Source organism: Paenibacillus sp. KS1 (assembly GCF_001680695.1).
GTDB lineage: Bacteria > Bacillota > Bacilli > Paenibacillales > Paenibacillaceae > Paenibacillus_B > Paenibacillus_B suaedae.
Genome location: NZ_MAIS01000093.1, coordinates 1 through 24569, shown reverse-complemented (window position 1 = coordinate 24569; position 24569 = coordinate 1). Strand labels below are relative to the sequence as shown.

At 45.4% G+C, this 24569-nt stretch carries 20 protein-coding genes, 1 pseudogene and 1 other annotated feature; of the genes and pseudogenes, 3 read left to right on the top strand and 18 right to left on the bottom strand.

Annotated elements, in window-relative coordinates:
- Window positions 1-49: 49 nt before the first annotated feature.
- The 6 genes and pseudogenes from BBG47_RS23370 to BBG47_RS23350 all read right to left on the bottom strand — a co-directional run bounded on the left by BBG47_RS23370 (window position 50) and on the right by BBG47_RS23350 (window position 6254).
- On the bottom strand, window positions 50-1375 hold the full coding sequence (locus tag BBG47_RS23370; RefSeq protein ID WP_065293724.1) for an MFS transporter: 1326 nt from the start codon (window positions 1373-1375) through the stop codon (window positions 50-52).
- A 346-nt stretch (window positions 1376-1721) separates the two neighbouring features.
- Entirely contained in the window at window positions 1722-2336 is a 615-nt protein-coding gene (locus tag BBG47_RS23365) for a class I SAM-dependent methyltransferase (RefSeq protein ID WP_065293723.1), read from the bottom strand.
- Between the two features lie 439 nt (window positions 2337-2775).
- Window positions 2776-2874: pseudogene (locus tag BBG47_RS31445) on the bottom strand (DUF7002 family protein); the annotation flags it as partial.
- 20 nt (window positions 2875-2894) lie between these two features.
- Window positions 2895-3506: a TetR/AcrR family transcriptional regulator gene (locus BBG47_RS23360; RefSeq protein ID WP_065293722.1), complete on the bottom strand. Its 612-nt coding sequence runs from the start codon at window positions 3504-3506 to the stop codon at window positions 2895-2897.
- A gap of 14 nt (window positions 3507-3520) precedes the next feature.
- Window positions 3521-4855, bottom strand: coding sequence for a protoporphyrinogen/coproporphyrinogen oxidase (locus BBG47_RS23355; RefSeq protein WP_065293721.1), 1335 nt, complete (start codon window positions 4853-4855; stop codon window positions 3521-3523).
- Window positions 4856-5036: 181 nt separating this feature from the next.
- A complete protein-coding gene (locus BBG47_RS23350) occupies window positions 5037-6254 on the bottom strand; it encodes a metal-dependent hydrolase family protein (protein ID WP_065293720.1) in 1218 nt (405 codons plus the stop codon).
- 180 nt (window positions 6255-6434) lie between these two features.
- Here BBG47_RS23350 and BBG47_RS23345 point away from each other — a divergent pair, with 180 nt between their 5' ends.
- Window positions 6435-7055, top strand: a complete 621-nt coding sequence (locus BBG47_RS23345) for a TetR/AcrR family transcriptional regulator (RefSeq protein WP_065293719.1) — start codon at window positions 6435-6437, stop codon at window positions 7053-7055.
- Window positions 7056-7103: 48 nt separating this feature from the next.
- Here the strand turns inward: BBG47_RS23345 and BBG47_RS23340 are convergent, their stop codons facing one another.
- The gene (locus tag BBG47_RS23340; RefSeq protein WP_175400622.1) at window positions 7104-7574 is read right to left on the bottom strand and encodes an SRPBCC family protein; all 471 of its coding nucleotides are present in this window, start codon (window positions 7572-7574) and stop codon (window positions 7104-7106) included.
- Window positions 7575-7968: 394 nt separating this feature from the next.
- On the opposite strand from BBG47_RS23340, the gene BBG47_RS23335 reads away from it, so the two are divergent.
- On the top strand, window positions 7969-8397 hold the full coding sequence (locus BBG47_RS23335; RefSeq protein WP_065293717.1) for a VOC family protein: 429 nt from the start codon (window positions 7969-7971) through the stop codon (window positions 8395-8397).
- 535 nt (window positions 8398-8932) lie between these two features.
- Entirely contained in the window at window positions 8933-10282 is a 1350-nt protein-coding gene (locus BBG47_RS23330; RefSeq protein ID WP_065293716.1) for a lytic polysaccharide monooxygenase, read from the top strand.
- A 114-nt stretch (window positions 10283-10396) separates the two neighbouring features.
- On the opposite strand, the gene BBG47_RS23325 is transcribed toward BBG47_RS23330, so the two are convergent.
- The 11 genes from BBG47_RS23325 to BBG47_RS23275 all read right to left on the bottom strand — a co-directional run bounded on the left by BBG47_RS23325 (window position 10397) and on the right by BBG47_RS23275 (window position 24289).
- A complete protein-coding gene (locus tag BBG47_RS23325) occupies window positions 10397-10804 on the bottom strand; it encodes a 3-hydroxyacyl-ACP dehydratase FabZ family protein (RefSeq protein ID WP_065293715.1) in 408 nt (135 codons plus the stop codon).
- A gap of 114 nt (window positions 10805-10918) precedes the next feature.
- Window positions 10919-12289 (bottom strand): branched-chain amino acid transport system II carrier protein, encoded by a 1371-nt coding sequence (brnQ, locus tag BBG47_RS23320; protein ID WP_065293714.1) that lies wholly within the window; start codon window positions 12287-12289, stop codon window positions 10919-10921.
- A gap of 71 nt (window positions 12290-12360) precedes the next feature.
- Window positions 12361-12649 (bottom strand) — a binding site (T-box leader).
- Window positions 12650-12856: 207 nt separating this feature from the next.
- Window positions 12857-19243: a S8 family serine peptidase gene (locus BBG47_RS23315; RefSeq protein ID WP_254659899.1), complete on the bottom strand. Its 6387-nt coding sequence runs from the start codon at window positions 19241-19243 to the stop codon at window positions 12857-12859.
- Window positions 19244-19502: 259 nt separating this feature from the next.
- Window positions 19503-20321, bottom strand: a complete 819-nt coding sequence (locus BBG47_RS23310; RefSeq protein WP_065293712.1) for a class I SAM-dependent methyltransferase — start codon at window positions 20319-20321, stop codon at window positions 19503-19505.
- 36 nt (window positions 20322-20357) lie between these two features.
- On the bottom strand, window positions 20358-20855 hold the full coding sequence (locus tag BBG47_RS23305) for a DinB family protein (RefSeq protein ID WP_065293711.1): 498 nt from the start codon (window positions 20853-20855) through the stop codon (window positions 20358-20360).
- 25 nt (window positions 20856-20880) lie between these two features.
- On the bottom strand, window positions 20881-21582 hold the full coding sequence (locus tag BBG47_RS23300) for a hypothetical protein (protein WP_065293710.1): 702 nt from the start codon (window positions 21580-21582) through the stop codon (window positions 20881-20883).
- Between the two features lie 275 nt (window positions 21583-21857).
- Complete coding sequence (locus BBG47_RS23295; RefSeq protein ID WP_065293709.1) at window positions 21858-22343, bottom strand: 8-oxo-dGTP diphosphatase; 486 nt, start codon at window positions 22341-22343, stop codon at window positions 21858-21860.
- 47 nt (window positions 22344-22390) lie between these two features.
- A complete protein-coding gene (locus BBG47_RS23290; RefSeq protein WP_021260417.1) occupies window positions 22391-22582 on the bottom strand; it encodes a hypothetical protein in 192 nt (63 codons plus the stop codon).
- Between the two features lie 28 nt (window positions 22583-22610).
- Window positions 22611-23291 (bottom strand): HAD family hydrolase, encoded by a 681-nt coding sequence (locus BBG47_RS23285; RefSeq protein WP_065293708.1) that lies wholly within the window; start codon window positions 23289-23291, stop codon window positions 22611-22613.
- 58 nt (window positions 23292-23349) lie between these two features.
- The gene (locus BBG47_RS23280; RefSeq protein WP_254659898.1) at window positions 23350-23931 is read right to left on the bottom strand and encodes a hypothetical protein; all 582 of its coding nucleotides are present in this window, start codon (window positions 23929-23931) and stop codon (window positions 23350-23352) included.
- A 61-nt stretch (window positions 23932-23992) separates the two neighbouring features.
- Window positions 23993-24289, bottom strand: a complete 297-nt coding sequence (locus tag BBG47_RS23275) for a DUF5316 family protein (protein ID WP_065293707.1) — start codon at window positions 24287-24289, stop codon at window positions 23993-23995.
- Between the last annotated feature and the right edge of the window lie 280 nt (window positions 24290-24569).

Sequence of the window (24569 nt, the reverse complement as noted above, 5' to 3'; positions counted from 1 at the left end):
GCTTATATTTGGTTGTCATTATATTGTATTAATGTTATTCATCTCTTTTTTATTTCTCGTCCACTGCATTGCTTTCCAATTCTTTAATCACTTTGGTTCGACCTGTAACAAACGATAAGAATGCGATGAGAATTCCAAACACAATAAACATAAAGCCAATGCCACGACCCGGCCCAATGCCAATAATGCTGCCAACTGATGTAGCGAGCAAACCGCCCTCCACCAATAGCGGATTGAATACATGCTCGGCCAATACACCAGAAAGAACATAGGCAATCGGATATCCGAGCTGCGTAGCCACCGATATGAGGGACCATACCCGCCCTTGCACGGTATTGTCAATATTTTGCCGAATCAATACTTCCAAGCTCGTCTGCACAAATGCTAGAGCAAAGAAAAAGAGAAATCCTGATACGACAATCACATATACATTCGTCGAAACGCCGATAAGCGAATAGAAGAGCCCAACAAAGACAAGACATACCGTCATTGTAGCGACATGCTTCTTAATTCCTCCAAAAATACTAATCAGTAAACTGCTGACTAGCAAGCCCGACGCACACACGGATAGAGAGATTCCGTACGTCTTCGGATCTGTAAAGTTCAACATCATCGGAGCAAGCAATGTCTGCAAAAATCCAATATAGAAGCACAATACAGAAGTAAGTGTAATGAGTACGACAATCCCTTTATTGGCGTTGATTGTCCGCATTCCTTCTTTCAGCTCATGCCAAAAACTTAGCTTGACCTGCTCTTCAACATGATGATTCTGGAGCTTAGCTTGCTCAGCAACTACCCGATTGCTTCTAACCCATACAACCAATAGCGCCGCGATGATAAATGACAAAATATCAATGACTAATATGAATTTGATGTCCATAATCGTAATCAAGATACCAGCTAGAACTGGGGAGACTAGAAACTGAGAAGTGGAGGCAAGCTGCATCAAGCCGCTTGCTTGGGTGTATTTTTCTTCACTGACGAAGTCGGTAACAGAAGCTTTGTAGGCGGGATTATGCAAGGCACCGAATATCGAACTAATGGATGCCCCTACGTATATGTGCCATACCTCCAAGCTGCCCATCAGCACGAAGGCCAAAATGAATATGAGACCAAAAGCAGAGCCTGCATCACCTAAGATCATCATCAACCTGCGGTCGAAGCGATCGGCGAGAACACCCCCGACCGGCTTAAGCAACAGAGATGGCATAAACGAGCAAAATATGACCATGGCATAGCTGGTCGGGCTTTGTGTTTGCTGCAATACTAGGATACCGAGCGTAAAGGCAGTCAGACCGCTGCCAATATTCGATATGAGCTGGCCGAACCAGACTAGAAGGAACTTGGAAAATAGTTTCTGTTGAAGCGTATCCATGTTCTACCCCTTTTCCTTAAATGGTTGCTATGAAATTGTACAAGCAATATATAATTAACCAAAAACCCTCCTTCTATTATCTACTTCCGATCGAGTAACAGCATTAACTAATACTAACATTTTTATCCTTATACAAGCCTGTTGTCAAGACGTAAATTGCTGTGCTATGTAAAGGTGATCCACAGTTCCCTCATCGACAAATGGTGCCGACAAATAAGGTGAAATAACGACAAAATCACTCTTTCATCACCCAATAAAAAAGAACCGTTTGCGGCAGCCCAGATTATGGACGCAAAACGGTTCCTTCATTATTTATATCTGTATACGATTTTCCTTAGTTCCTTGTTTATGAATCTGTATGTTTCCGCTTTAACAGATGGACATACCATTTCAACTCTGCATGATGATTGAACACACTGACCTTGTCCATCACCTCAAAATCCTTGCATTGCTCCATTTCCACTATTTTATTCTCGATCATCGTATAGGCGAGATCTTCTTTGTTTTTATGTGAATACAGAGATGAGACAATGACACCATGTGGGGTTAGATAATTCGAGTAGTCTAGCAGCTTTTGTGGCGTATTGGGCACATAATGCAGCGATTCATTAAATACGATCACATCATATTTCTTTGCAGGCACATAATGATTAATGTCACCACAGTGGAACTGATTCAATGAGGATTTGGCCGATGCGACTTTAATGGCTTCTTGTGACAGATCAATCCCTGTATACCCTTGTTTCTCGCTGTCGAGAAGCATATCGAATAAGATGCCTGTCCCGCAGCCCATATCCAGAATCCCTTCTGTTCCAATAAATTTCCGAATGTACCCATACACCACCGAATATCGAGCATATTCCGTAATATCCGACAAATAATCCCATGCGTTCGACTTGTATTCCTCGTCCCATTGCTGCTGATTGCTTTCTAAGAAATCCGGAATTGTTACTTTTTCCATGTTGTTTCCTCCCACGCGTCAGATAGTTGATAGTTAACTTTTGCTTCGCATCATAAGTGTTGTTCGATAAGAAAAGCAAACAAATGGAGAGTATGTCTTGTTGAGTTTGATAGTCGTAGATATGCAGGGAAGTATTAATGAAGTTAAACAAATATAGTAGTCTTTCTTCATACTAGTATGCAATCCAGATCATGTCAATCTTATAGCGCTTTTACATTCATAAGAAAGCGGCCTGGAGATGCAAATACAGCTCCGAGTCACCACTAGATGTAAAAAACTCCTTACATGTTTACGTTTAACATATACACTATCGATGTAAAATACTTTTGACATGAGGAGGTTTACAAGGATGAAGAACTTTTTTCGTCCGATGGATGAAATGGAATTCAGCATCAGTTTGCGGGCAATTAAGATTGCCTGGATCTATTCCGTATTGGTTTTATTTATTCGTAGATGGCTCACGGCTTGTGTATATATCCAGCATCTTGAAGCAATCTCTCGCCGTGGGCCAAAAGAATACATGCCGATCCAAACATGCTCTGAATTGCTGTCTTCAAATTATGGGCTGCTCGGCGGAACAATCCCTTCCAAGCCTTTCAGGAAAATATCCACGTACAACTCAATCATTTGGCTGTCTTCCACTTGTTCCTGCTGTCTTCCTCCGAATAGATCCAGCGCCATCTCTGCCCATCCCACCGCACCTAGAAAAAAACGGGAGGCATAGTGTAGAATAGCGGATCCATCATTTTCGGCAATGCGGAAGTGTCTCCTTAGTTCCGCTTCCAATATACCAGTCTGACGCAGCAATTGACGATAGAATGGAGCAGCAATCTGCGGGTTTTTGATCCCTTCAATGAAAATGATTTTTGTAAAAGGAGGATTGCTCCTAAACATGTCAACGAGCTGCCTTCCGGCGTAAACTAACATTTCTCTAAGCGACAGGTTAGCTGCAGGAGGACTTATGACTGTTTTGGCAAATTCTCGTTCAACTAATGAAAGAAATAAATCCTCCTTGCTTTTAAAATGAAAGTATAAAGCTCCCGGCGTAATTCCTGCTTGTTCCGCAATGCCGCCTACCTTCGTTCCTTCAAATCCCAATTGCGCAAACTTTAATAAAGCAGCATCTAATAGATCATCTCTTGATATCGTAATTCCGGCTCTACGCGCCATCTGCTTGCTCCTTTCTAAAAGCTGTCCAATACTCCCTCTGCTGCCTGGTATCCAGAATACAAAGCATGTTCTGTCGTCGGGCCCGCCCAATAATCGCCGCAGACAAACAGCTTTGGATTCTCTGGCCGCATGGCCTTCAGCGCTTTGTCACGCGATCGAGCCCAACCTGGATATTGAATCGGCATCGCATGCCTCCATCGATGGAGATGCGTGAACATAAGACGAATATCCTGTATCGGATAAAATTGTCCTACCATTCTCTTCACCTCATTTTCGATTTCTTGATCCGCCTTCGACCAATTCGCTTGACTATAGGAATGAGTCGGCATCGCAACCGCAATACCTTGACCAGATGGAGCCCTGTCTGGCCCCTTCAAGTGATCCCACCCGATCGCAGCTAGATCCGAGTTCAGCACAGACGGCACAGCAAATCCATAAGCTTGCTGTTCTGGCGCTTTCTCGTATCCGATAATCGTCGTTACATTTGTCGTATACCGCGTATTTACTAGAAAATCCGTGCGTTCCTTTCCCAGTTCCAGCTCTGGATTCGCGATCATTCGCAATGCAGCAGGTGCAGGGACGGAGATGATGGCTCTATCGAAATATTCGCAAGTGTGAGCCTCTTTCCCTTCTATTGAAACTCGGATGCTTGAAATATCGGTAGATTCAACTGCGGTGACTGACGCACCAAGTTGAACCGAAACAAGCCGGCTCAACGCTTCAGGAACTCTCCCCATTCCCCCATTTGGCGTATATATTGACCAAGTGCTGCGCGCATCGTGCAAGGATAATAGGGGGGCATGCCAAGATGTCTCTTGTTCGTTCCAGAAAAACAAAGTGGAAGTTGGGACACTAAGCACCCAGTCGACAAGAGCATCCGTTGCCTCGCTTCTCCACCACGACAGATCACGGCCATCATCCAGCAAGCATAGGCGAGATGAATCGTGAAAGTCTATTTCATTCCGATATTTATATGCGTTGTACAACACCTTCACGGCAGCTATCTTCGCACGGGCATTCAACTTCGGATGGCGAAAAAAACTAAAGGGATTCGCCGATTGAAATCGATAAATCTGCTGATTGCCAATCGCCATCGCTTGAATTGGATTGACATAAGTCACATCTTCACTCATACCAAGCTCTTTCATCAATTCCTTCATATACCGGTAAGAGTCAACCATAAATTGAGCACCGTTATCCCAAACATATCCGCCCTTGCGACTTGTGTGCATTCTTCCGCCAACTGAGTTGGATTGTTCGAATACCGTTACACAGTGCCCTTTTTTTTGCAAATGATATGCTGCACCTAATCCGCTGATCCCTGCACCGATAACTGCGATTTTGCCCATTCATATCCCTCGCTTCAATTAATTAAATGTTCATTTAATTAATTGAAGTATAACAATAAATTCCATAGAAGTTCAATTCATTTTTTCTTTTTCATGCCCCAAATGCAATAAAAACTCGCCCCGAATTGTCAGCCTCAACAATAAAGGACGAGAAATTATGATTGCTTATTTCCGTTGTTCCTTACTTTAATCGCTTGCCCCCCACATAAACTTGCTCAATATTCACGCAATCCTCAAGCACCTTAATATTGTGAAGTGGATTATGGGAGACAATCAACAGATCCGCCTGCTTGCCTGCCTCAATCGTACCAATGGAATCCTGCATCGCGCATGCCTCCGCGGCCGTTCTGGTCGCGGCGATGATGGCTTCCATTGGGCTCAGTCCAATCTCACTCACAAGCAGGCTCAATTCCATAGCATGCTGTCCATGTTCAATCGGAGTTACGCCCATCAGATCTGTGCCCATTGCAATCTTGACCCCGGCCCGATATGCCTTTTGCATATTTTGATTATGCGCATTATTCAACAATATGGCCTTTTGCAGCGTTGCTTCAGGCAATCCCATGCGCGATCCGTGAGTAACGATTAAATGCGTAATCGTCATCGTTGGAACAAGTATGGCATCCGCTTTAAGCATGAGCTCGATTCCTTCGTCATCAATAAGCACCCCATGCTCAATTGTTTTGACGCCTGCTATGAGGGCATTCTTAATGCCTACCGTGCTCTGGGCATGTGCTGCGACGTATGAACCTGCCGCTTCTGCCTCATACACGATCGCTTTCAGCTCGTCAATCGTAAATTGCGGCGAACGGGGGTCATCCTTTTCAGACAATACCCCTCCTGATGCACAAACCTTGATAAAGTCCGCCCCCTGGCGGAACATCGTCCGCGCTGCCTTGCTGCATTCTGCTATGCCGTCACATATATGTCCATATTTGTTAAATTGGGCAGGCAGCATATGCAAATCGCCATGCCCTCCGGTTTGGCTCAGCATTTGATAGGAGGTCTTAATTCGTGGCCCGTTGAATTCACCCTCTTTGATAAGGTTGCGCACATGCACCGCAATATGGCTTCCGACATCCCTAACACTCGTAATGCCAGCGTTGATCATTTTCTTCGTATCATTCAGCGCCCGCCCCATCAGGATTTCTGATGGGATAATCGAGGCCGCAACCATATTAGGTGTTCTTGCACCAACTAAATGCAGATGAGCATCAATCAGCCCCGGCATAATAATCTTACCGTCAAGCTCCTCCACACGTGCCTCGGCTGCTACCGTAATTTCTGAGGCTTTTCCTGCTTGAACGATAACATCCTGTTGAATCAATACGCCTGCGTCCTCTATATATCCGCCTTTTCCATTAATCAAGGTTCCGCCTTTGAAGAAAATCGTTGACATCTGTACATCTCCTCCCTACGAAAATTTTCCGACATAGTGTTGGATAAAATGAATCTTAAGGATTATTATAAGAATGAAACGATAATCTACCACCATCAATATGATAGATTTTGTCGGAAAACGTACGGATTCAGATTACTTGTCTGATACTTTTCAATATTTTCTACAGAGGAGACGAATATGTCCAATTCACAGAAAACAGAAGATCGAAGAATAAAACGAACACGACGCATCATAAAGGAAGCATTCATCACACTAATCGCCGAGAAGGGCTTGGAAGCTTTAACCATACAGGACATTATTGCGAGGGCCGACATGAATCGCTCTACTTTTTATTATCATTTCCAGGATAAGCAAGACCTTCTGCAGCAAAGCATTCAAGAAATGATGAAGCAAGCGATGGAGGATGTCGAATTGCATGCAGCAACCGCAGACCAGTTCAAAGGTAAACAGGAACATTCCACTTATGATCCAACGCCAAAGTTCATTAGGTTGTTCCAGCATATTGATCGAAACCGCGATTTTTATAAAGTCATGCTAGAGCACGTTCCGGGGTTTATGTGGACTACGATCGAGATGATTAAGGAGAATATGAGTAAAGATCTTACCCTGCTCCAATCTGATCCCTCTAAATTAAAGGTTCATGACGCGTTTCTCATCAATTACTCTGCAGGGGCTTATATGATGGTCATCAAAGCATGGCTGGATCAGGAGTTGCCGTTCTCCGTAGATTATATGGCCAAGCAGCTCACGCAAATTATGCGTAACGGAATGTATGCCGTTGCAGGCATACAAGTATGACACGAAAAAAACGTGTCATACTTCCTTTACAATTGATACAGCAAATGCTCATTCAGCAATCTTCATCCGGTTATCAAGCTGTTCCAGCACCATTGGCCATGCTTGCTCATGCTGATTCTTGGATGCCTCATCTGGAAATCCAGCATGCGTTAGGCGGAGCTTCGTTCCGACAGCAGAGGGAAGTAGTGTTACGGTAACGACAGTCTCAGCTCCCTTTGTCCCCCTACTCCCCGTCACCCATGTCAGTTCAACTAGCCTATCCTGTTCGAGGCGGAGAAATCTACCGTAATGCGGATGCCGCTGCGCCTCGTGCTTCGTGTCAGGGCGGTATACCGTTTCAAAATAAAAAACCGTATTCACCTCCCCCATCATCATTACGGTTCCCGGTTCCGCGAACCAGCGATCGAACCATCGTGTCCATGCTTTGTATAGAACGGCTGGAGGAGTCTCCATCTCTCGTTCCACTGTGAGCTGATAAGGTCTTAATGAAAGATCAGGGATTGCAATCGGTTCTGTCATTGTGGAATCCATCCTTTCTTATTCCCGTGTTAGATACCCGCTTCATATATCTTTCCCATTCCATCCCTCGGAGAACCCTTCCAGTACTTCATCTTAGCGCGATCCGATCCAACCCTATACTAGTCAACATTCGATTGTTCGCACTCAGCCGAGACTCAAATCCTCCGGGATCATCCACATTCTTTCTCTTTCTCTTTCTCTTTCTCTCTTGCAAACAATCTCCTGCATTACCATGCCTACTCTATAACTCTATAGACAGTAAAAAATATAGATAAAATTTAATATTATTGAATTTCACTTCCATGTATAATGAATCGTGAAACGACAATAATGCTAGTATGCAAAAGAACCGTTAGACTTCAGAACCAACAACTGCTAAGGAGTGAAGCCAACCATGTCCATCCATCCATATCTCAACTTCAACGGCAACTGCCGTGAGGTAGTCGAGTACTACGCCGAAGTGTTCGGGCTAGACAAGCCTCATATTATGACATTTGGGGACACACCGCCAGATCCATCCCATCCTCTTCCCGAGGAGGCCAAACATTTGGTCATGCACGCAAGACTGAACATTCAAGGAACGATCGTGATGTTTTCTGATGTATTTCCGGGCATGCCATACCAAGCAGGCACTAATATCACTCTTTCTATTGTTGACACAGATGTCGATAAATTGACATCCATCTTCAACAAGCTCAAGGAAGGTGGACAAGTTGGCATGGAGCTCCAAGAAACGTTTTGGAGCAAAGCCTACGGTAACTTGACGGATAAATTCGGTATTCAATGGCAAATCAATCACGATAATGGCGACTTTTCAAGTTAAATACAACAAACAAACACTACATGATAAAAGGATGTACGCCACTTCGATTACGAAGGATAGCTGCATCCTTCTTCCTTGTTTATGAACCATAATGACCTTATCCCGTTCCAAAGTACAACCTGAAAGTTAATGCGGTTTAATTAATTTTTATAATGGCATGCGCAATCTAATTAAAATATTTCGTTCACACATTGGTCACACTTTCAAGTATGATAGAAACAAACAACAACAATAACATTTCAACAGCATTTTCTTCTATATTTCGACCACGAATACCTGTTCATGAAATCCACCCGTTTGCTGGACAATATCCACGATTCCTTCATTTTGTGACTAAGTATGTTGCTTTGTATATGAACTCTTCCGAGTTTATATAATAGAGTTGCTAGAAGCTGTATCCATAGCGTCATCTAGGAGCTCCACTCTTTTATTTTGACAACTTCATATGGAAAGGAGGCCGACTTTAAGTTTAAAGGGTTTAACATTTCATTTGAATTGTTTCATGACATCCCATTATTCTTAGGAGGTTGATAGTGTGAATCAACTGCGTCTTTCCAACCCAATAACAACGAAGTTGCTTGTCGGTTTTGGTGCAATGCTCGTAACGGTTATCTGTATGGTGCTCTTTGCTGATAAAGCGTTTGGACATGGTTATATCGAAGGCCCTGCCAGCAGAGCTGCATTGTGTAAATCCGGTCAGAATACAAACTGCGGAGCGATTCAGTACGAACCACAAAGCTTGGAAGCACCGAAGGGGTTTCCTAATGCTGGACCTGCTGACGGCAAAATTGCAAGCGCTAACGGAGCCTTCCCTGAACTGGATGAGCAATCCGCAACTCGCTGGACTAAAGTCAACATCAATGCTGGACAAAACACGTTCAATTGGAAACTAACTGCAGCTCATGCAACATCAAGCTGGAAATACTATATTACAAAAGAAAATTGGAATCCTAATGCAAAGCTGACACGCGACTCCTTCGATCTAACACCATTCTGCTCCGTTAATTATGGTGGCGTACGTCCTCCATCGACGTATTCGGATACTTGTAATGTACCGGCTCGCACTGGCTATCATGTTATCCTTGCAGTGTGGGAAATTGCAGATACTCCAAACGCATTCTACAATGTACTCGACGTGAACTTTAGCGGAACGAACCCTGGCGACAACCAAGCTCCTACTGCACCTGCTAACCTGGCAGTGACTGCAACAACAGCAACAAGCGTGTCCTTGAAATGGGATGCTTCTAGTGATAACGTTGGTGTAACCGGTTACAACGTGTACAATGGCAACTCCCTTGTTGGCAACGTATCGGGATCCACACTTACGTATACTGTAAGCGGTCTCACATCCAATACTGCATATACATTTAGTGTGAAAGCGGTAGATGCTGCTGGCAATCAATCAGCTGCTAGCAATGTAGTAAGCGTTACCACACCTACAGTACCTGTTGATAATGACGCTCCAACTGCACCAACTGGCTTGCATGTAATGGGTACACCGACATCTACTTCGGTATCGCTGATGTGGAGCCCTTCCACTGATAATGTTGGCGTTGCTGGCTACCGCGTTTATCGTGGAGCGACATTAGTTGCAACTGTATCCGGCACAACAACAGACTATGTGGTTACTGGCCTCAGCCCGAAGACAGCGTACACATTCACTGTCCGTGCATTTGACGCTGCTGGGAATGTCTCTGCAGACAGCAATGCAGTATCCGCTACAACTGCTGATGCACCTGCAGTAGCTGCTTGGGTAGCAAATAAATCCTATGCAGTGGGCGACAAAGTTACTTACAATGGCACGGTATACGAGTGCCTCCAGCCGCACACGTCATTAGCTGGCTGGGAGCCTACTAACGTTCCAGCATTATGGGCTGTTAAATAAGATACAAGATATAAGATATTCCCCCCCTTCCAAATAACAAGAAGAGTCGTCCATGTAATTCCCCGGACGACTCTTCTTTATTGATTGCGATTTAGATAATAATCCTTCATCTCATCAAGCGGTATAAATCATGATCTCATCTGCTCTTAGAATGACACGTCCGTCCACTGAAGCCTCGCCTTTGCCAATTGTGAATCCCTTTTTGCTCCGCAGTACTTCATAGCTGAGCTCTAGCTTGTCCCCTGCATATGCTCTCCCCATTGATTCCACACCTTTCAATGAAGATAAGAAGCCAAGACTACCCTGCTGACTCTGGACAGCTGTAAAAGCTCCTAGCTGGGCAAGTGCTTCAATAATAAGCGAATCCGGCATGAAAGTTGACGCACCCGACATAAACCATTCATTGTGAGAAATGAGTTTATATCCAATCGCGGACGTACCCGGTTCAATCTGAGTGACGCGATCAATCATGAGAAACGGGTAACGATGCGGCAATATATCCATCACTTCTTGAATGTTCAACGTATCAACTCCTAGATATCATTCATCTATGTTTTCACCAATTATTTCATATGAGGATGTTGCTGTAAAGAAGCTACTCCCACGTAATGCCAGCCGCTTAGCTTCTCATTCATTTTACTTCTTTTTGAAATAGGTCTTGAATCTTCTTGTTACATTGTAAAACATCCGTTTGCTTTCCGGCCATATAAGACCAAGCAAATAACCGATAATCCCTCCGACAATGGCCGGAACCAACCAGCCAATTCCCTGATTGTACAGCGGGAGCATCTTCAACCACGACAGAATCGTGTCGAACTGAATTTCAGCTTGCTTCAATCCGTCGAATATACTGATGATGAACGTACCGACCAGTGCACCGACATATACCGATTGACGACCGCCAAACAAGCGATGTGACAGTGATAAAATGATCAATACAATGGATACGGGATAAATGATAAGCAAAATTGGGATTGAAATCGAAATGATCTTATTCAAGCCTAGATTCGCCACCAATAACCCCAGCACGCAAATGATAAATGCAATTTGGTTGTAAGTAAATCGGCCAAGTAGTGTTGAGAAATACTGACTGCATGCGGACACCAATCCGATGCAGGTCGTAAGACAAGCAAGCGTGACAATGGCAGCCAGCAATATTAATCCAGCTTCCCCGAACAACTGCTGTACGATTTGCGTTAGCAGCTGTCCTCCATTTGCCGCATAACCGAGTCCAGTCACACTTGTAACTCCCAAAAACCCGAGTGCTGCATAAACCAAGGACAGTCCGACACCTGCGATGATTGCTGCTTGTATAGCCGCTCTTGTAATCATTCTCTTGTCTTGGACTCCTTGATCACGAATGGCATTAATAACAATAATGCCGAAGGCCAATGCTGCTATCGTATCCATTGTTAGGTAGCCTTCCATAAACCCTTTGAATCCTGGTGAAACCGCATATTCCTTGATAGCAGGCTGTGCTTCGCCGAGCGGCCCCATCATGGCAGCAATGAATAATATCGTAATCGAAATCAGCAGCAATGGTGTTAGGATATTGCCAACCCGCACTACGAGCTTGGATGGATTTAGACATAACCAATAAACAACACAGAAAAAGACGAGTGTGTACACGAACAGAACCCAACTGCTTGATTGCAGTGATTCAGGTACAAAAGAGCGTACCCCCATTTCAAATGCAACGTTAGCAACCCGCGGTATTCCCATGGATGGCCCAATGGACAAGTAGACAATAACCGCAAACAAGATCCCAAACTTAGGATGTACTCTACTTGCTAAGTGCTGCATATCTCGTCCGGATATTGCAATCGCAATTACCGTTAACAATGGCAGCCCAACACCAGTCAGGATAAACCCTGATATGGCATATATGAAGCTGTCTCCCGCCTGTTGTCCTAAGATTGGCGGGAATATTAGATTCCCCGCTCCGAAAAATAGCGAAAATAGCATAAGTCCCACGAAAAACACGTGGCTTCTCGGCAATGACTTCATCTTTCTGTTCCCCCTAGACATCTAATACATTTCTACAGCAGCATCCCCATACAACAAAAAAACCGTCCCTCGAAAGGGACGGATTCTATCCGCGTTACCACCCATATTCATGCAGCATGATGATAGACATTCGCAATTGCCAATGCATCTATCTCTCCTGCTCCATGCAGCTCTCTTCGCAGCCACACTCGCTGCGATATCCGAATAACGGTGGATATTCCGGCGCAGCTTACTTACTCTCGTTCGGCCACGCTTCTCAGAGATGATGTTCAGTTATGCGCCGAACGTTGGCTTGCAGCACTTCACCAACTCTCTGTAGATCGGCATTCATAGCTTACTCGTTCTCTTCGTTGAAGTTTTCATTCTTCAAGTTGTTTTCTATTGTCACATGAGCCTGATCTCGATGTCAATGTACAATATATCACAGTAACGAATGATCATGTACACATTTACAATTAATTCTAACTCTTTTTATTCGATAAACAGAGCAAAATCCGCCCAATTGTTGCGGACGGATTTGCTCGAATTCTTACTTGTAATTAGACATCACTTCGTATTGCCGTGCACCTATAATTGGTTCATAGACTTCAAATATCGATAGATGAGCATTGCTGCTTGCGCACGAGTCGGAGTCTGATCGCTTCCAAAGCGTCCGTTTCCGATCCCTTGAATCCAGCCCTGCTCTACTGTAAAAGCAATAGCAGCTTGATTCGCCTGATCTAGATGATCCGTATCTGTAAAATGGGACTTCGCGATGGTTGGCATTACTTTCGCAGTCTTCTGAGCAAGCAAAGCTACCATTTCAGCACGTGTAAACGGTTCTTTATCTGCCTTAGCTGCCGACTTACCAACACCGTCCATAACCTCATTCACGAATCTTTCATTCTTCTTCATGGAAGCTTCTGTGCCTGCATGATGTGGCAACCGATCGAGCATCATGAGGAAATGTGACCGAGAGATAATTGCATTCGGCGTGTAGAGTCCCTTACCCGTTCCATTTACAATTTGCTGTGCTGCCAGTACTTCAATTGCATCTTTGCCCCAGTGATTTGCCAAATCCGCAAAGCTTGGAGCGTTCTCATACAACGCATACGTTCCCGTCTGTTCAACAGTCAAAGCAAGTCCTTCCGCATTATGAGTTGCCATTCCTGCAACACTCCATGTCCCCTGTGCGTTTATCCGATACATAGCTGTCTTGCGCAAATCCCTCACTTTCGAAGCGTCCCCTCGAAGCAAGAGGATAACTGGGTGAGTCAATTTGTCGCTCTCGTTATAAATGGCAACAAGGCTGGATACGAGATTTCCCTGGTCGCCACTAGCACCTTCCCCTGTTCCTGCCTGACGCTCCGAACCCTTCTTGACGGATACAAGCAGCTTAAACTGATCTTCCGCAGCATAATCCGCCAAGGAGGCCGTTGGTATCTTCAATTCATATGCTGCTGAACGAATATGCAGTTCCTTCCCAGAAGCCAGAAGCTGCTTCATCATCGCTGCATGGAAAGTGATCGATACTTGAGTATAATCCTCGAAACGTACATTAGTAAGATCCATCTCAACTGCTGTACTAGCTTTACGCGTAAGCTGCTCACTCAGCCATTGTTCCAAGAGGGATACCTTAGCAGATTTAGAACCTGTCGCAGAAGCTGGCTGCTCTACCAGATACCCAATCGTTCGGTTATTAGCAATAACCGGTATCCGCTTATCCTTCTCAGGAATTGTTACGGGCGAACTGGATGATCCCCCGCCTGAAGAAATAGGAGGCTCATATGGATTAACATTTTTCTTACGCACCGTAACGGTTGCTTCTGCTTGTTTATCTTTATATCCAACTGTAATTGTTGCCATGCCTTCGTTCCAACCCGTTACCCGTCCCTTATCATCTACCTTGGCAACTTGCTCATCTGAGGAATGGAACTGCAACGGCTCTGTAATTGGCGATAATTTAACTTCTCCATCTTCATATACGATCGCTGCAACAGACAGTGGTGCTGAATCTCCCACATGTATTGCAAGCTTATCAGGGTACACTGTAATGCCTTGGAGTTCAGGCTCCCTTCCATCGTCCCCGCGATGCACGGTTATCGTTGCTTGATCACTCCACTGTTGGTAGGTTACCTGAACGACCGACACCCCTTCACTCACGCCTGTAACACGACCAGCTTGATCTACCTCTGCAATTCGACTGTCTGACGAAGTAAATATCAATCCTTCTGATATTGGCATCGGTAGGAGGTTGCCATTCTCGTATACGGCCGCTGTTACAGTCAGCGTCGACTGTTCCCCCGCCTTCAGGGACACATCTCGAGGATGTACAGCGATCGATGTAATATCCCCATTTTGTGCTGGTGCCTGATAGTTGATCGTAATCGTGGCCGATTTGCTTGTCGCTTGTCCATTCGTTTCTGCGACTGCATACAACTTATTCGCTCCACGCTCCAAATCAGCTGATATCGCAAATTGTCCTTGCTGCACCGTTCCAGTTCCGACACGAACGTCTTGACGATATAAGTGAATCGTCGTTCCATCGGTTGGATATATTCCTTTCACAACAATATGAGCATCCGTAACTGTGCTGTCTGACACTGGTTCTGTTATCACCGGTTCTTCCACAATCTTTGTAACCTTAGCCCGTATCATATAATTGCCATCGCTGTTTCCTATCTTCCTCCACGAACCGCGATCCAACTTCCATGAACGCCCTGAAAAATTGCCAGGCTTCGTCATCGACAATCCTGGTACATTAGGCATGACACCGTCCTGAATGTAGGCTACATAGAAATCACCGTTGACAATAATCGGATTCGGTATCGTTACATCTGTCCACGAACCATCCAGCACTGCCTTGCCTTCATACGGACCGGCCACCATCTTACCTGGAAGGCCATCAGGGCCGCTGGCATCATAGATGGCATACTTGAATTTCTCCCCGCCAGGATTCGGCCAGCCTTGATCCCAGAAGAAGAATCTTGCACCTGTTACTTGTGCGGGGCCGTCCGTTGTCATACGAACTGCAAACCCATTTCCAGATACAAAGAATGCCTTGGCATTATCAGCAACGCCATCATCGTAATAGATTTCATCAGTTGATCCTTGGAAGCTATGAAGCGTATATGATACGTGAGTTGTATCGTTACCTGTGATCTTAATGTTGTCTTGAACCGATAAGTAATTCAATGCGGATACCGATAGTTGATAGTCGCCTTCGTAGGCTTCGAGTTCAAATTGTCCCTCTTCATTTGTTTCAACTGGTTCAACACGAACATCATTTAATAATCTGATTGTCGCATGCTTCACCGGCAACCCTGTTGCACGATCCGTGATCTTACCGGTAACCTTGCCTTTCGCCAATGGCTGTAAATGAACATTCATCACCGTATCTTGATTTTGCTCGATGACAATCGGTCGCTGCTCCGTCTTATAACCATAAGCCTCCACTTGCAGCGTATATGCACCAGGCGGATGCTTCAGTGTATAGCCTCCGGTTCCTGCATCAGAGCGTGTTGCCCGCTGCGATTGCACGACGCTGATGTCCGCCATTATCGGCATCCGGCCCGTATTTGACTGCTGCATCACGGTCTGCATTTGCTCATCCAGCTTCGCGGCATGATCACGCTTCGCTGATTTCAACATTTCTAAGGTAAAGAGTGCATTCCTTGCTCCCTGCGTATCATCATTTGCTTTCCCTGCTTGTCCGGCAGCCGTATGAGTGGAAGATGTCTTCGGTCTTGTCATCACCGGAGGAGTTTCCCGAACTTCCACATCATCAATGTACCAGCCGAGTTGGAACGACGGCCGCTTGCTCTCGAATCGGAAGCGCAATTTGATCTTCTCTCCCATGTATGTATCAAGTCCAAGCTCTTCCAAATACCAGAACCTGCGTGGATGATTCGTATCATAACCCTGCTTCGGATACTCAGCGAGCGGCTTCCATGTAGCTCCCTGATCCTTGCTTATCTCGACTGTTGCCTTATCTCCATCATCAATATCGTACCATTGTTGGAAATACAACGTCGCATGCTTCACCTGAGTCAAATCGATTTCAGGCGATACAAGGCTCTCATTCACATCGCCGCCATAAGGGCCATTCAAGTTCGTTCCCCATACCTTCTGGCCAGAGACTGCTTTCTGCGGCCCACGAGTCGGATGCGGAACCCCATGCTCCCATTCGTTTCCTTTCCCCTCAACAGTCCAGCCTTTATTAACGCCTTCGAAATCATCACTGAAGATTTCACTGCCACCCGTAAATGTCCAAGATACAATATCCGAGTCTGAACTCATCGTATGACTAACGGTTCGCGCCTTTACTTTGTAATAATACGTCCCCTTCTGAGGGGTAGGCAGATCGGCAAAGTTATAGCCAGTGCTTGTGCCAATCTCATCCCAAGTCCCACTAAGATCCTTCGTACGATAAATGACATATTCCTTCAATGTCCCCGAAGGCGCCTTGTCAAAATCAAGAATGACTTTGCCTGGTGCGTTGCTCCTAGTCTTTATTTTAGGAGGAAGCGGAATTGTCGAATCAGGGGCTTGGATTTTAATATCATCGATGTACCAGCCCTCGTCACTGCCAAAGTCTCCTCGTAAATTGAATACTACGTAGATTTGATCGCCTGCATAGGGAGACAAGTCAATATATTCGGTTGTCCACGTGGTGTTGCGCATCGTAAAAGTTTTTACCCGTTCGAACGTGAAGTTTGATTTCTTACTGCCGATAAACACTTCTGCCCGATCGAAGGAAGCACTCCACCAATCGCCGAGCTTATACCAATGAGCAAAGGATAAAACAGCGTGTTTCGTATCCGTCAAGTCAATCACTGGCATTTCAACATAACTGTTTGTTCCATTCGGATAATTGCCATCCAGAACGGTTGCCATTACTTTAGTGCCGGAGAATGCTTTTTTCGGGCCGCTTGTTGGAACGCCCCATTGCCATACTCCTGAGGCATCTCCAAATCCAAATCCTTCAATCGAGGTTTCGAAATCTTGCGTATAGCCAACCTTGACGCCCTTCGATACCGTTATGGGATAGATGTCTGTCTTGGACGAGCTGCCTGCGAAATTTACTGCTTCTATATAATATTCAATACCATTCAACGACAGCTCTTGAACAGGGATAGCTCCCTCATATAAACCATTCATATGACTTCCGGAAGTTCGAAGCAGCGCGTGCTTACTCCAGCCGGTAGTGCCCTTCTCACGGACATATAGGTTCACATCCGTCACACTGACATCGTCCTTCACACGTGCAAATATGTCCTTGTCCAATATATTGAACGTCAATGCAATAGGCTCATGTTCAATCGTCGGAGTTCCCAGATTCAACCCATCGATCGTCACCTGACCAACAGCCTTGCCCAGCCCTTTGTTCTGGGTTGACACGGCATTGAGGGCATTAATAAGGCCTGAGCCATAGCCATTATTCGGCGATTGCGGGAATTCATCGTCGGTTAATGCGTCCGTAGTGGTCGTTACTATTTCCGCTATATCCTTTACCTTTAAGCTGCGATTTGCCTGCTTAATCAGTGCAGCCACGCCTGCTGTATGCGGACTTGCCATCGAGGTTCCGTTCATGAGCGCATATTGTCCGCCTGGTACTGCTGAACGAATATGTACACCTGGAGCAGATACTTCCGGCTTCATTTGTCCATATGGCGTCGGCCCTTGCAGCGAGAAATCTGCCAGCTTATTGTTCATGTCAACCGCACCTGTGGCGAATGATTCAGGATAATTGCCCGGTGCTGCAATGGAGCCTGGTCCGCCATTGTTCTCTGGAGGCTGCGTATTTCCTGCTGAGAATGCCGGGAAGATATCGGCTGCGATCCATGCCTTCACGATATCTTGGAAGAACTCATTCTTGCCAGCAGGTACGTTCCCCCATGAATTATTCACGACATCGGGCGCAAGTTCGGGATGCTTCACTCCGTGCTTGTCCGTAGGTGCAAGAATCCACTCCCCCGCCTTAATGAGATCTGCATCTGTCGTTTGTCCATTCGAATCGAACACACGAGCCGCTATCCACTTCGCATTGGGGGCTACCCCAATCTTGTTGCTGCCATCCTTCTCAGATCCTACCATTGTGCCCATAACGTGCGTACCATGACCGCTTCCATCCGTAGGCAGCTTCTTCCTCTCGATTGTAGCGTCGAACCAGCTTAGCTCTGGGTCCACAATGTCACCATTTTGATTCAGACCTCTCCATTTATGCTGCAGTGCCGGATGGGTTCCATCTACACCGGAGTCCATGTTGGCAACCACAACGCCTGTTCCATCGAAGCCAAGCTCCCACGCCTGAGCTGCGTTAATATTGCGCAAGTTCCACGGAACTTCTTGATTGCCAGCAGCAGATTGTGCTCCCGTTAGCTTCGACTTCGACACGATTTCAGATTGAAGCGTATATGTATGGTTAGGCAGAATCTTCTCGATTTCATCACGGGCTGCGAGCTTCTCCATGGCCGCCTTCGTACTGGTTACCGCAATCGCATTCACAATGTAATACGGATGGAATTCACGCACATCCCCAGCGGACTCCATTTGACGGAGCTGCTGAATAATGCCTGATTGCGACTGGTCTGCTGTGCTCATTAGCGAGTTCACAATGAAGTTGCGCACCGTGCGTGTCTGCTTCGCTGATGATTCTCCCTTCTGCTGAGACCATTGCAGCGCATGCTGTGAGATGGCTTTCATATCCGGCTGTTCCTTTAACTTGATGATGTACGTCTCAACCCCGTCAGACTGAAAAGCTTGCAACAGCTTGGGATCGATAACTTGGTGACCACCGTCCGATGGCTTCGAATCCATAACTTTCTCATCGTACGCCATCGCTGCATTAGACAGTACAGTAGACGCGGATGAATCAACTGATGTACCAACTGCGGCATACGTAAACGCCGGCGATGTAAGGACTAGAATACATACGAGTAATGATGCAATCCAACTTTTCAACCATGATTTCACCTGCAAAATCAGTTCCTCCTCGTTATCTCTCAATCTAGCATGTCGGTTCAACTTCCTCTTTTTTGGGACATCTTGTAATCTATCATATTTGTTTCCCTCTTACAATAGTTTTGTATTAATGCAAAATTTGTTGCAAATTGTTACAGCCCCAGAAGAATGTGGTCATTTCGTCATGTCTATATACCAAAAAAGACCCAGCATCGCGGCGTTCGCCTCGATACTGAGTCATCGAATTGTCGAGCAAATTGTAGAATGTTCGCTATCGGACTTTCTTGCCGATGTATAACAAATGGGTTCCTGTTCCTAGCAGCGAAGGATCGGCAGCAGTATCATATAGCAACTGATAGAGTCCCTCGAGCTCTTGTTCGCCACGGCTCGACCAATATTGCCACTGCTCCGGTGTCAAATTTCCTCCTAGCCCAGAGGAGCTGATCAACTGGATTCCTTCAAATCCATGTTCACGCATGAATGGCATAATCTCTTCCACCTTGTAAAAATATGCGCCCGTAAATCTGCCTTTATCTGCATGATTGAATATTCCGGTATGTAAAAAATCTTGTAAAGCCTCTACATTGTCGAGCGGCTTCCAATTCTGTGGAAATTTAAGAGAGAGAAGGGTGTGTACAAGGCGTGGTCTGAATGCAACAAAGACGATACCACCCGGTTTCGTTACACGGTATAATTCTTCTGCGGCGGCTGCCCGCTCCTCTTCCTCCTGCAAATGATACAATGGCCCTAACATGAGAGCTGCATCATACTGTTCATTCGGTAGCATATGTAAATTCCTAGCGTCTGCGGCATAGAATCCGCGAAATTGTGCAGCGAGATTAAGCTCAGCAGCCTTATTCTCTGCAAAATCAACAGAGGCAGGTGTTAGATCAGTTAAGGTGACCTGATAACCAGAGCGAGCCAATTCCATCGCGTACCGCCCAGGTCCGGCACCATTATCCAGAACCTCCCCTTTTGATGGAAGATACCGTTTCATGTAATGCCAATTGATGCGAAATTCTAAGCTCTCCCGCTCTAATCTTCCCCACTCATCAAATCTTGTGTAATAATCAACGATTTCTTGCTGCATCTTAAGCCTCCTTTTATCTCAAACCATGATGTATGATTAAGCCCCTAATTGTGAGTCCCATACTCCTTGCAGCTTGCGCAAATAAACAATCTGTCCGGCGTGATAGGCAATATGAGCATTCATATTGATGAGCGTCGATTCCCAAGGTTCATCGGAACCATGACGTACAGGCTCTTCCATCTTGCTCTCGCTGGACGAAGTCAATTCCTGCTTCCACTGATCAAGAACAGAAGCGATACGTTGCAGCAGCTCTGACCAATCCTCCTCGGTTCTATCAGACTTACCCAATCTAAAGGTTTCTTCATTTTCCATTGTCAGATCAGGGACTAGTTTTTGCTGAAAGCGAAGCAAGTAGCGTTCTTGCCAAAAAAGCAAATGTTCGGCAATCTCCCATATCGAGTGAACCTGATCATTCGGCTTCCATAGCGCCTGTGTTGCGGACAAGCCTTCCAACGATGCGAATAACGGAGCGAACCAGCCTTTTTCTAAGGTGCAGACGAGAAATTGATCGAGCAATAATTCTTTCTTGTTCATTTTCTTTCTCCTCCAAACGCTATATTTATACTTGGGGCGTCGATTGCATTCGCTTACGAGCGCGCGATCTCCATTTGTATAACAACCAGGTCCATGCGGCAGATTCTGTGCTCTTATGCGCGGCTACATGATCTAAGAATATAAAGTCTGACGGCTCGACATGAATGCGAGCGAGCGGCTTTACTGAAGTGCAACTGGTCCATTCATCGAACGCGGCAGCTTTCTGTTCGGGGCCGTTGAACGTATCCTTGGACAGCAAATAAATCGTCCCACTCCTCCACGGGTGGTTGGTGTCTTCAAACGTTTCTCTTGTTAAAGAGAAAAAATAAAATCTCTTATTCCGTAAGCTAATTACACATCCATTGCGAAAATTGATCTTCAGCTTCGCGCGGTCGAGCACGGCATAGAACATGGCCCAAATTCCATCACTAGTCGCAAAAACCGCCTCGGTCATGATCCCGTTGTACAACGTTTGCTGCTTCGTAAGCAGCTCATCGATTTCTGGATGATTCGACCCGTGTAGCAGAACGTTCTCCGCAGCAGCGATGTAACGTACAAACCGTTCTTTTGAATAAGAAGGAGCAATCCGTACGATGCCATCCCCATCAAGCGCTTCCTGATATGCCCGCTTGTATTCCCTCATTTCTTCTTCTGAACAGCTTAGAGGCGATGTTGTTCTAAGAAGTATGCGCAGCCCCAGTTCCGCAAGAATTGTAAGCAAGGACACGATATCGATCCTCCTAAAAAATGCGATAATAACCTGCAACTCCATCTTTAATACCATATTTAACCACACCAATTACTAATGTGCAATCTTTATAATTCTCATTAAGATACAATGAGTGCTGCGTTCCCTCTTCAACAAGAATGTCGGATCATGCAGAGGGCATGCATGACATGATTTCGATACAAATACACAAAAAACGCCAGGCATTCCCGGCGTTTTCTGCGAAGGCTACATAATACGGGTTCACATTCCTACTCGATCGGTTGTCCTCTTCCTCATACAAGCAAGACAATCTTCTCTTCTATCGCTTGCTTCTCCTCTTCATTCCATACTACGGATATCTCAAATGTCCCTTCCTTGAAAAACAAAGAAAACTTACGTCTGAACCAGGACTGCATTGGCAATTCCAACGCTTCCTCAATTGGCACCCATTCCAGTTCCCCCTCAGGAGGATTCTTCAGCAATTCTCCCTCATAGGAGGTAGCCAAATAATTGAATACCATATACCGATAATTCGTAGAAGGAACGACATATTCGTCCAAGCCCTTATAGATCAGTTCACTCACTCGCAGACCTGTCTCCTCATAGACTTCTCGAATTGCGCCCTCTGTCAGACTTTCTGGGAATTCGACCTTGCCTCCCGGAGCCAAATACCCCGGAAAGCCCTTACTGTCAGGACGATTCATCAAGAGTACTTGATCTCCATCCTGTACCATACACATCGTATACATACCATATGTAATTTCATTCGATGCAGTCATTTCTATCCCCCAACTTTCATGTAGAACAGATTATAGAGTTCCGATTGTTAGTATCGTTGTTTATTGGCGGGATGACCTTGTAGTTCATTCACCTGACGTTCCAACTTCTCGATTCTGACATGCAATTGAGAGGTGCGCTGCTTTGAGCGAACAATTAGAAGCACCACTCCGATCATCACTGCGACTAGAACAAGCAGGAACAGAATTCCTCCAACTATGTTCTCCCATACAAATGACAAATCTATATCCTCCAATTCACCATTTTTATTACACAGATTCAGCTTGAGAGCTCACTGCGACGCTTGCGAGTACTGCATTCAATTCCTTCTCCGCCATCGAGCTTAATCGTCCATCACTGCCTGTGAATTCCATATGCGAGGTAACATTGTTCGGTACGACCACACAGTAAGCTCCCGCTGCTTTGGCTGCGATCATGCCGTGCATCGAATCTTCGAACGCAACCGCTTCCGTGCCGCTAACTTCAAGTTCACGCAGCGTCTTCTCATATAAATCCGGAGCAGGCTTGATGCGTTCCACATCATCCGACGTGTTCACAACTTCAAAGTAGGAGCGAATATTGAACTTATTCAAATAGGATTCAACCCACACACGGTTCGAGCTAGATGCAAGTCCGATACGTAATCCAGTACGCTTCGCTTCGGTTAGATACATCTCAACTCCAGGTCTCAAGCCCTTCCCTTCCATGATAATCGCGAACTGCGCATCCGCATCCCGCTTGAATTCGTCTCGATCTATTGGACGATTAGCATGTTCTACTATATAATCCAAAGGATCAAAATGCTCGAAGGAAGCACCGACACACTGTCCCCATACTTCTATTTTCAAGTCTACTCCGTACGCAGCACTTACTTGTTTATACGACTCATACCATGCTGTTTCTGTATCGACAATCAAGCCATCAAAATCAAAAATAACTGCTTTAATCATTCGTATCCGCTCCTTCTACCATGCAGATGCCACAGCAACATGCACAGAATTGTTGTCGTTATTGTTGGTTGTCAAACACACGTTCTTCCTTCGACATGCGAGACTGATTTTTCATTCTCTTCTGTTCTTCCTTACGCAGCGCATCGTTCACTTCTACCTCAATCTCGGTCAGTACCTCTTCCAGCTTCTTCGGCTTGGCTAACAGATTAAAACCTAGTGCACGCACCGTATTGATAGGCCCAGATGGGAGCGCCCACCAGCCAAATACGAAGGTATACAGACTGAATGCCATATTCAGAAGCGGTGTCCGATGATAACCCTTCACATAATAGCCTGTTTTCGTTCGATAGCTGAATATCCCGAAGGATAGACAGACCTCATATTGCACGAATTCGGATTCGTGATCAATTAGACATTGTTCATAGTTGGTTCCTTCTTGTCGAAGCTGCTCACGATTCAAGTACAACCAAATCACGAATTCATTACTCCGCTTCTGATCCTTGCGGAATACGATATACAGCAGAAGCATTACCGAGAGAACAATAGATTGAAATACGATATTGCGATAATCATGCCGAATGATGCTAGACACTAAAAAAATGGCAAAAAGCCCTGCTACAAGTAACAATACAAAGTGCATGATTGAATCTCCTGTTGACTAGTTAATCCATGATTTCTGATACCGAAAGTTCGTACCCAAGCTATTGGCTAATTGCTAATAAAATCAGAGATAGCACAATAAATGGGGTGGACATGATTAGAAACAAGGTTCCCCATCGTTCACGTTTCTGCCGCTCGTCCTTACTGCTCGTATGATGGATATATCGTGCCTGATTCGGATCGGCAAACACGCCAAATAATAAGGCGCCTATTCCAACCAGGATTGCAGCTGAGAGGCCTAGCCATTTGCCAGCTGTGGTTAGGCTAGCTACACTTATTAAAATAAGTGTTAGGAGCAGACAACTCCCACACGCGATGCCTAGCCACTTCATCTTCATGCTATCCCTCCTTCCCAATCCAGTTATCGCTCAATAACTTTCACAGCTATATTATACACGACCGCACACGATTACGAACCCTGTAATTCCCAATCCTCTTCCACTGTTACTCCATCTGCTCCGAATGCAAAGACCATAAGTACTATTTCGCTTGTGGCCTTCATTACTACTTCAATTGAAGGCTTACAAGGCAGTAACGTCAACCTTGTTCAACCAGTTCTCAATGTCCCCGATCACTGAAGCAATACAGCCATCTTCGAATGGTGAGATCAGTCCCGCT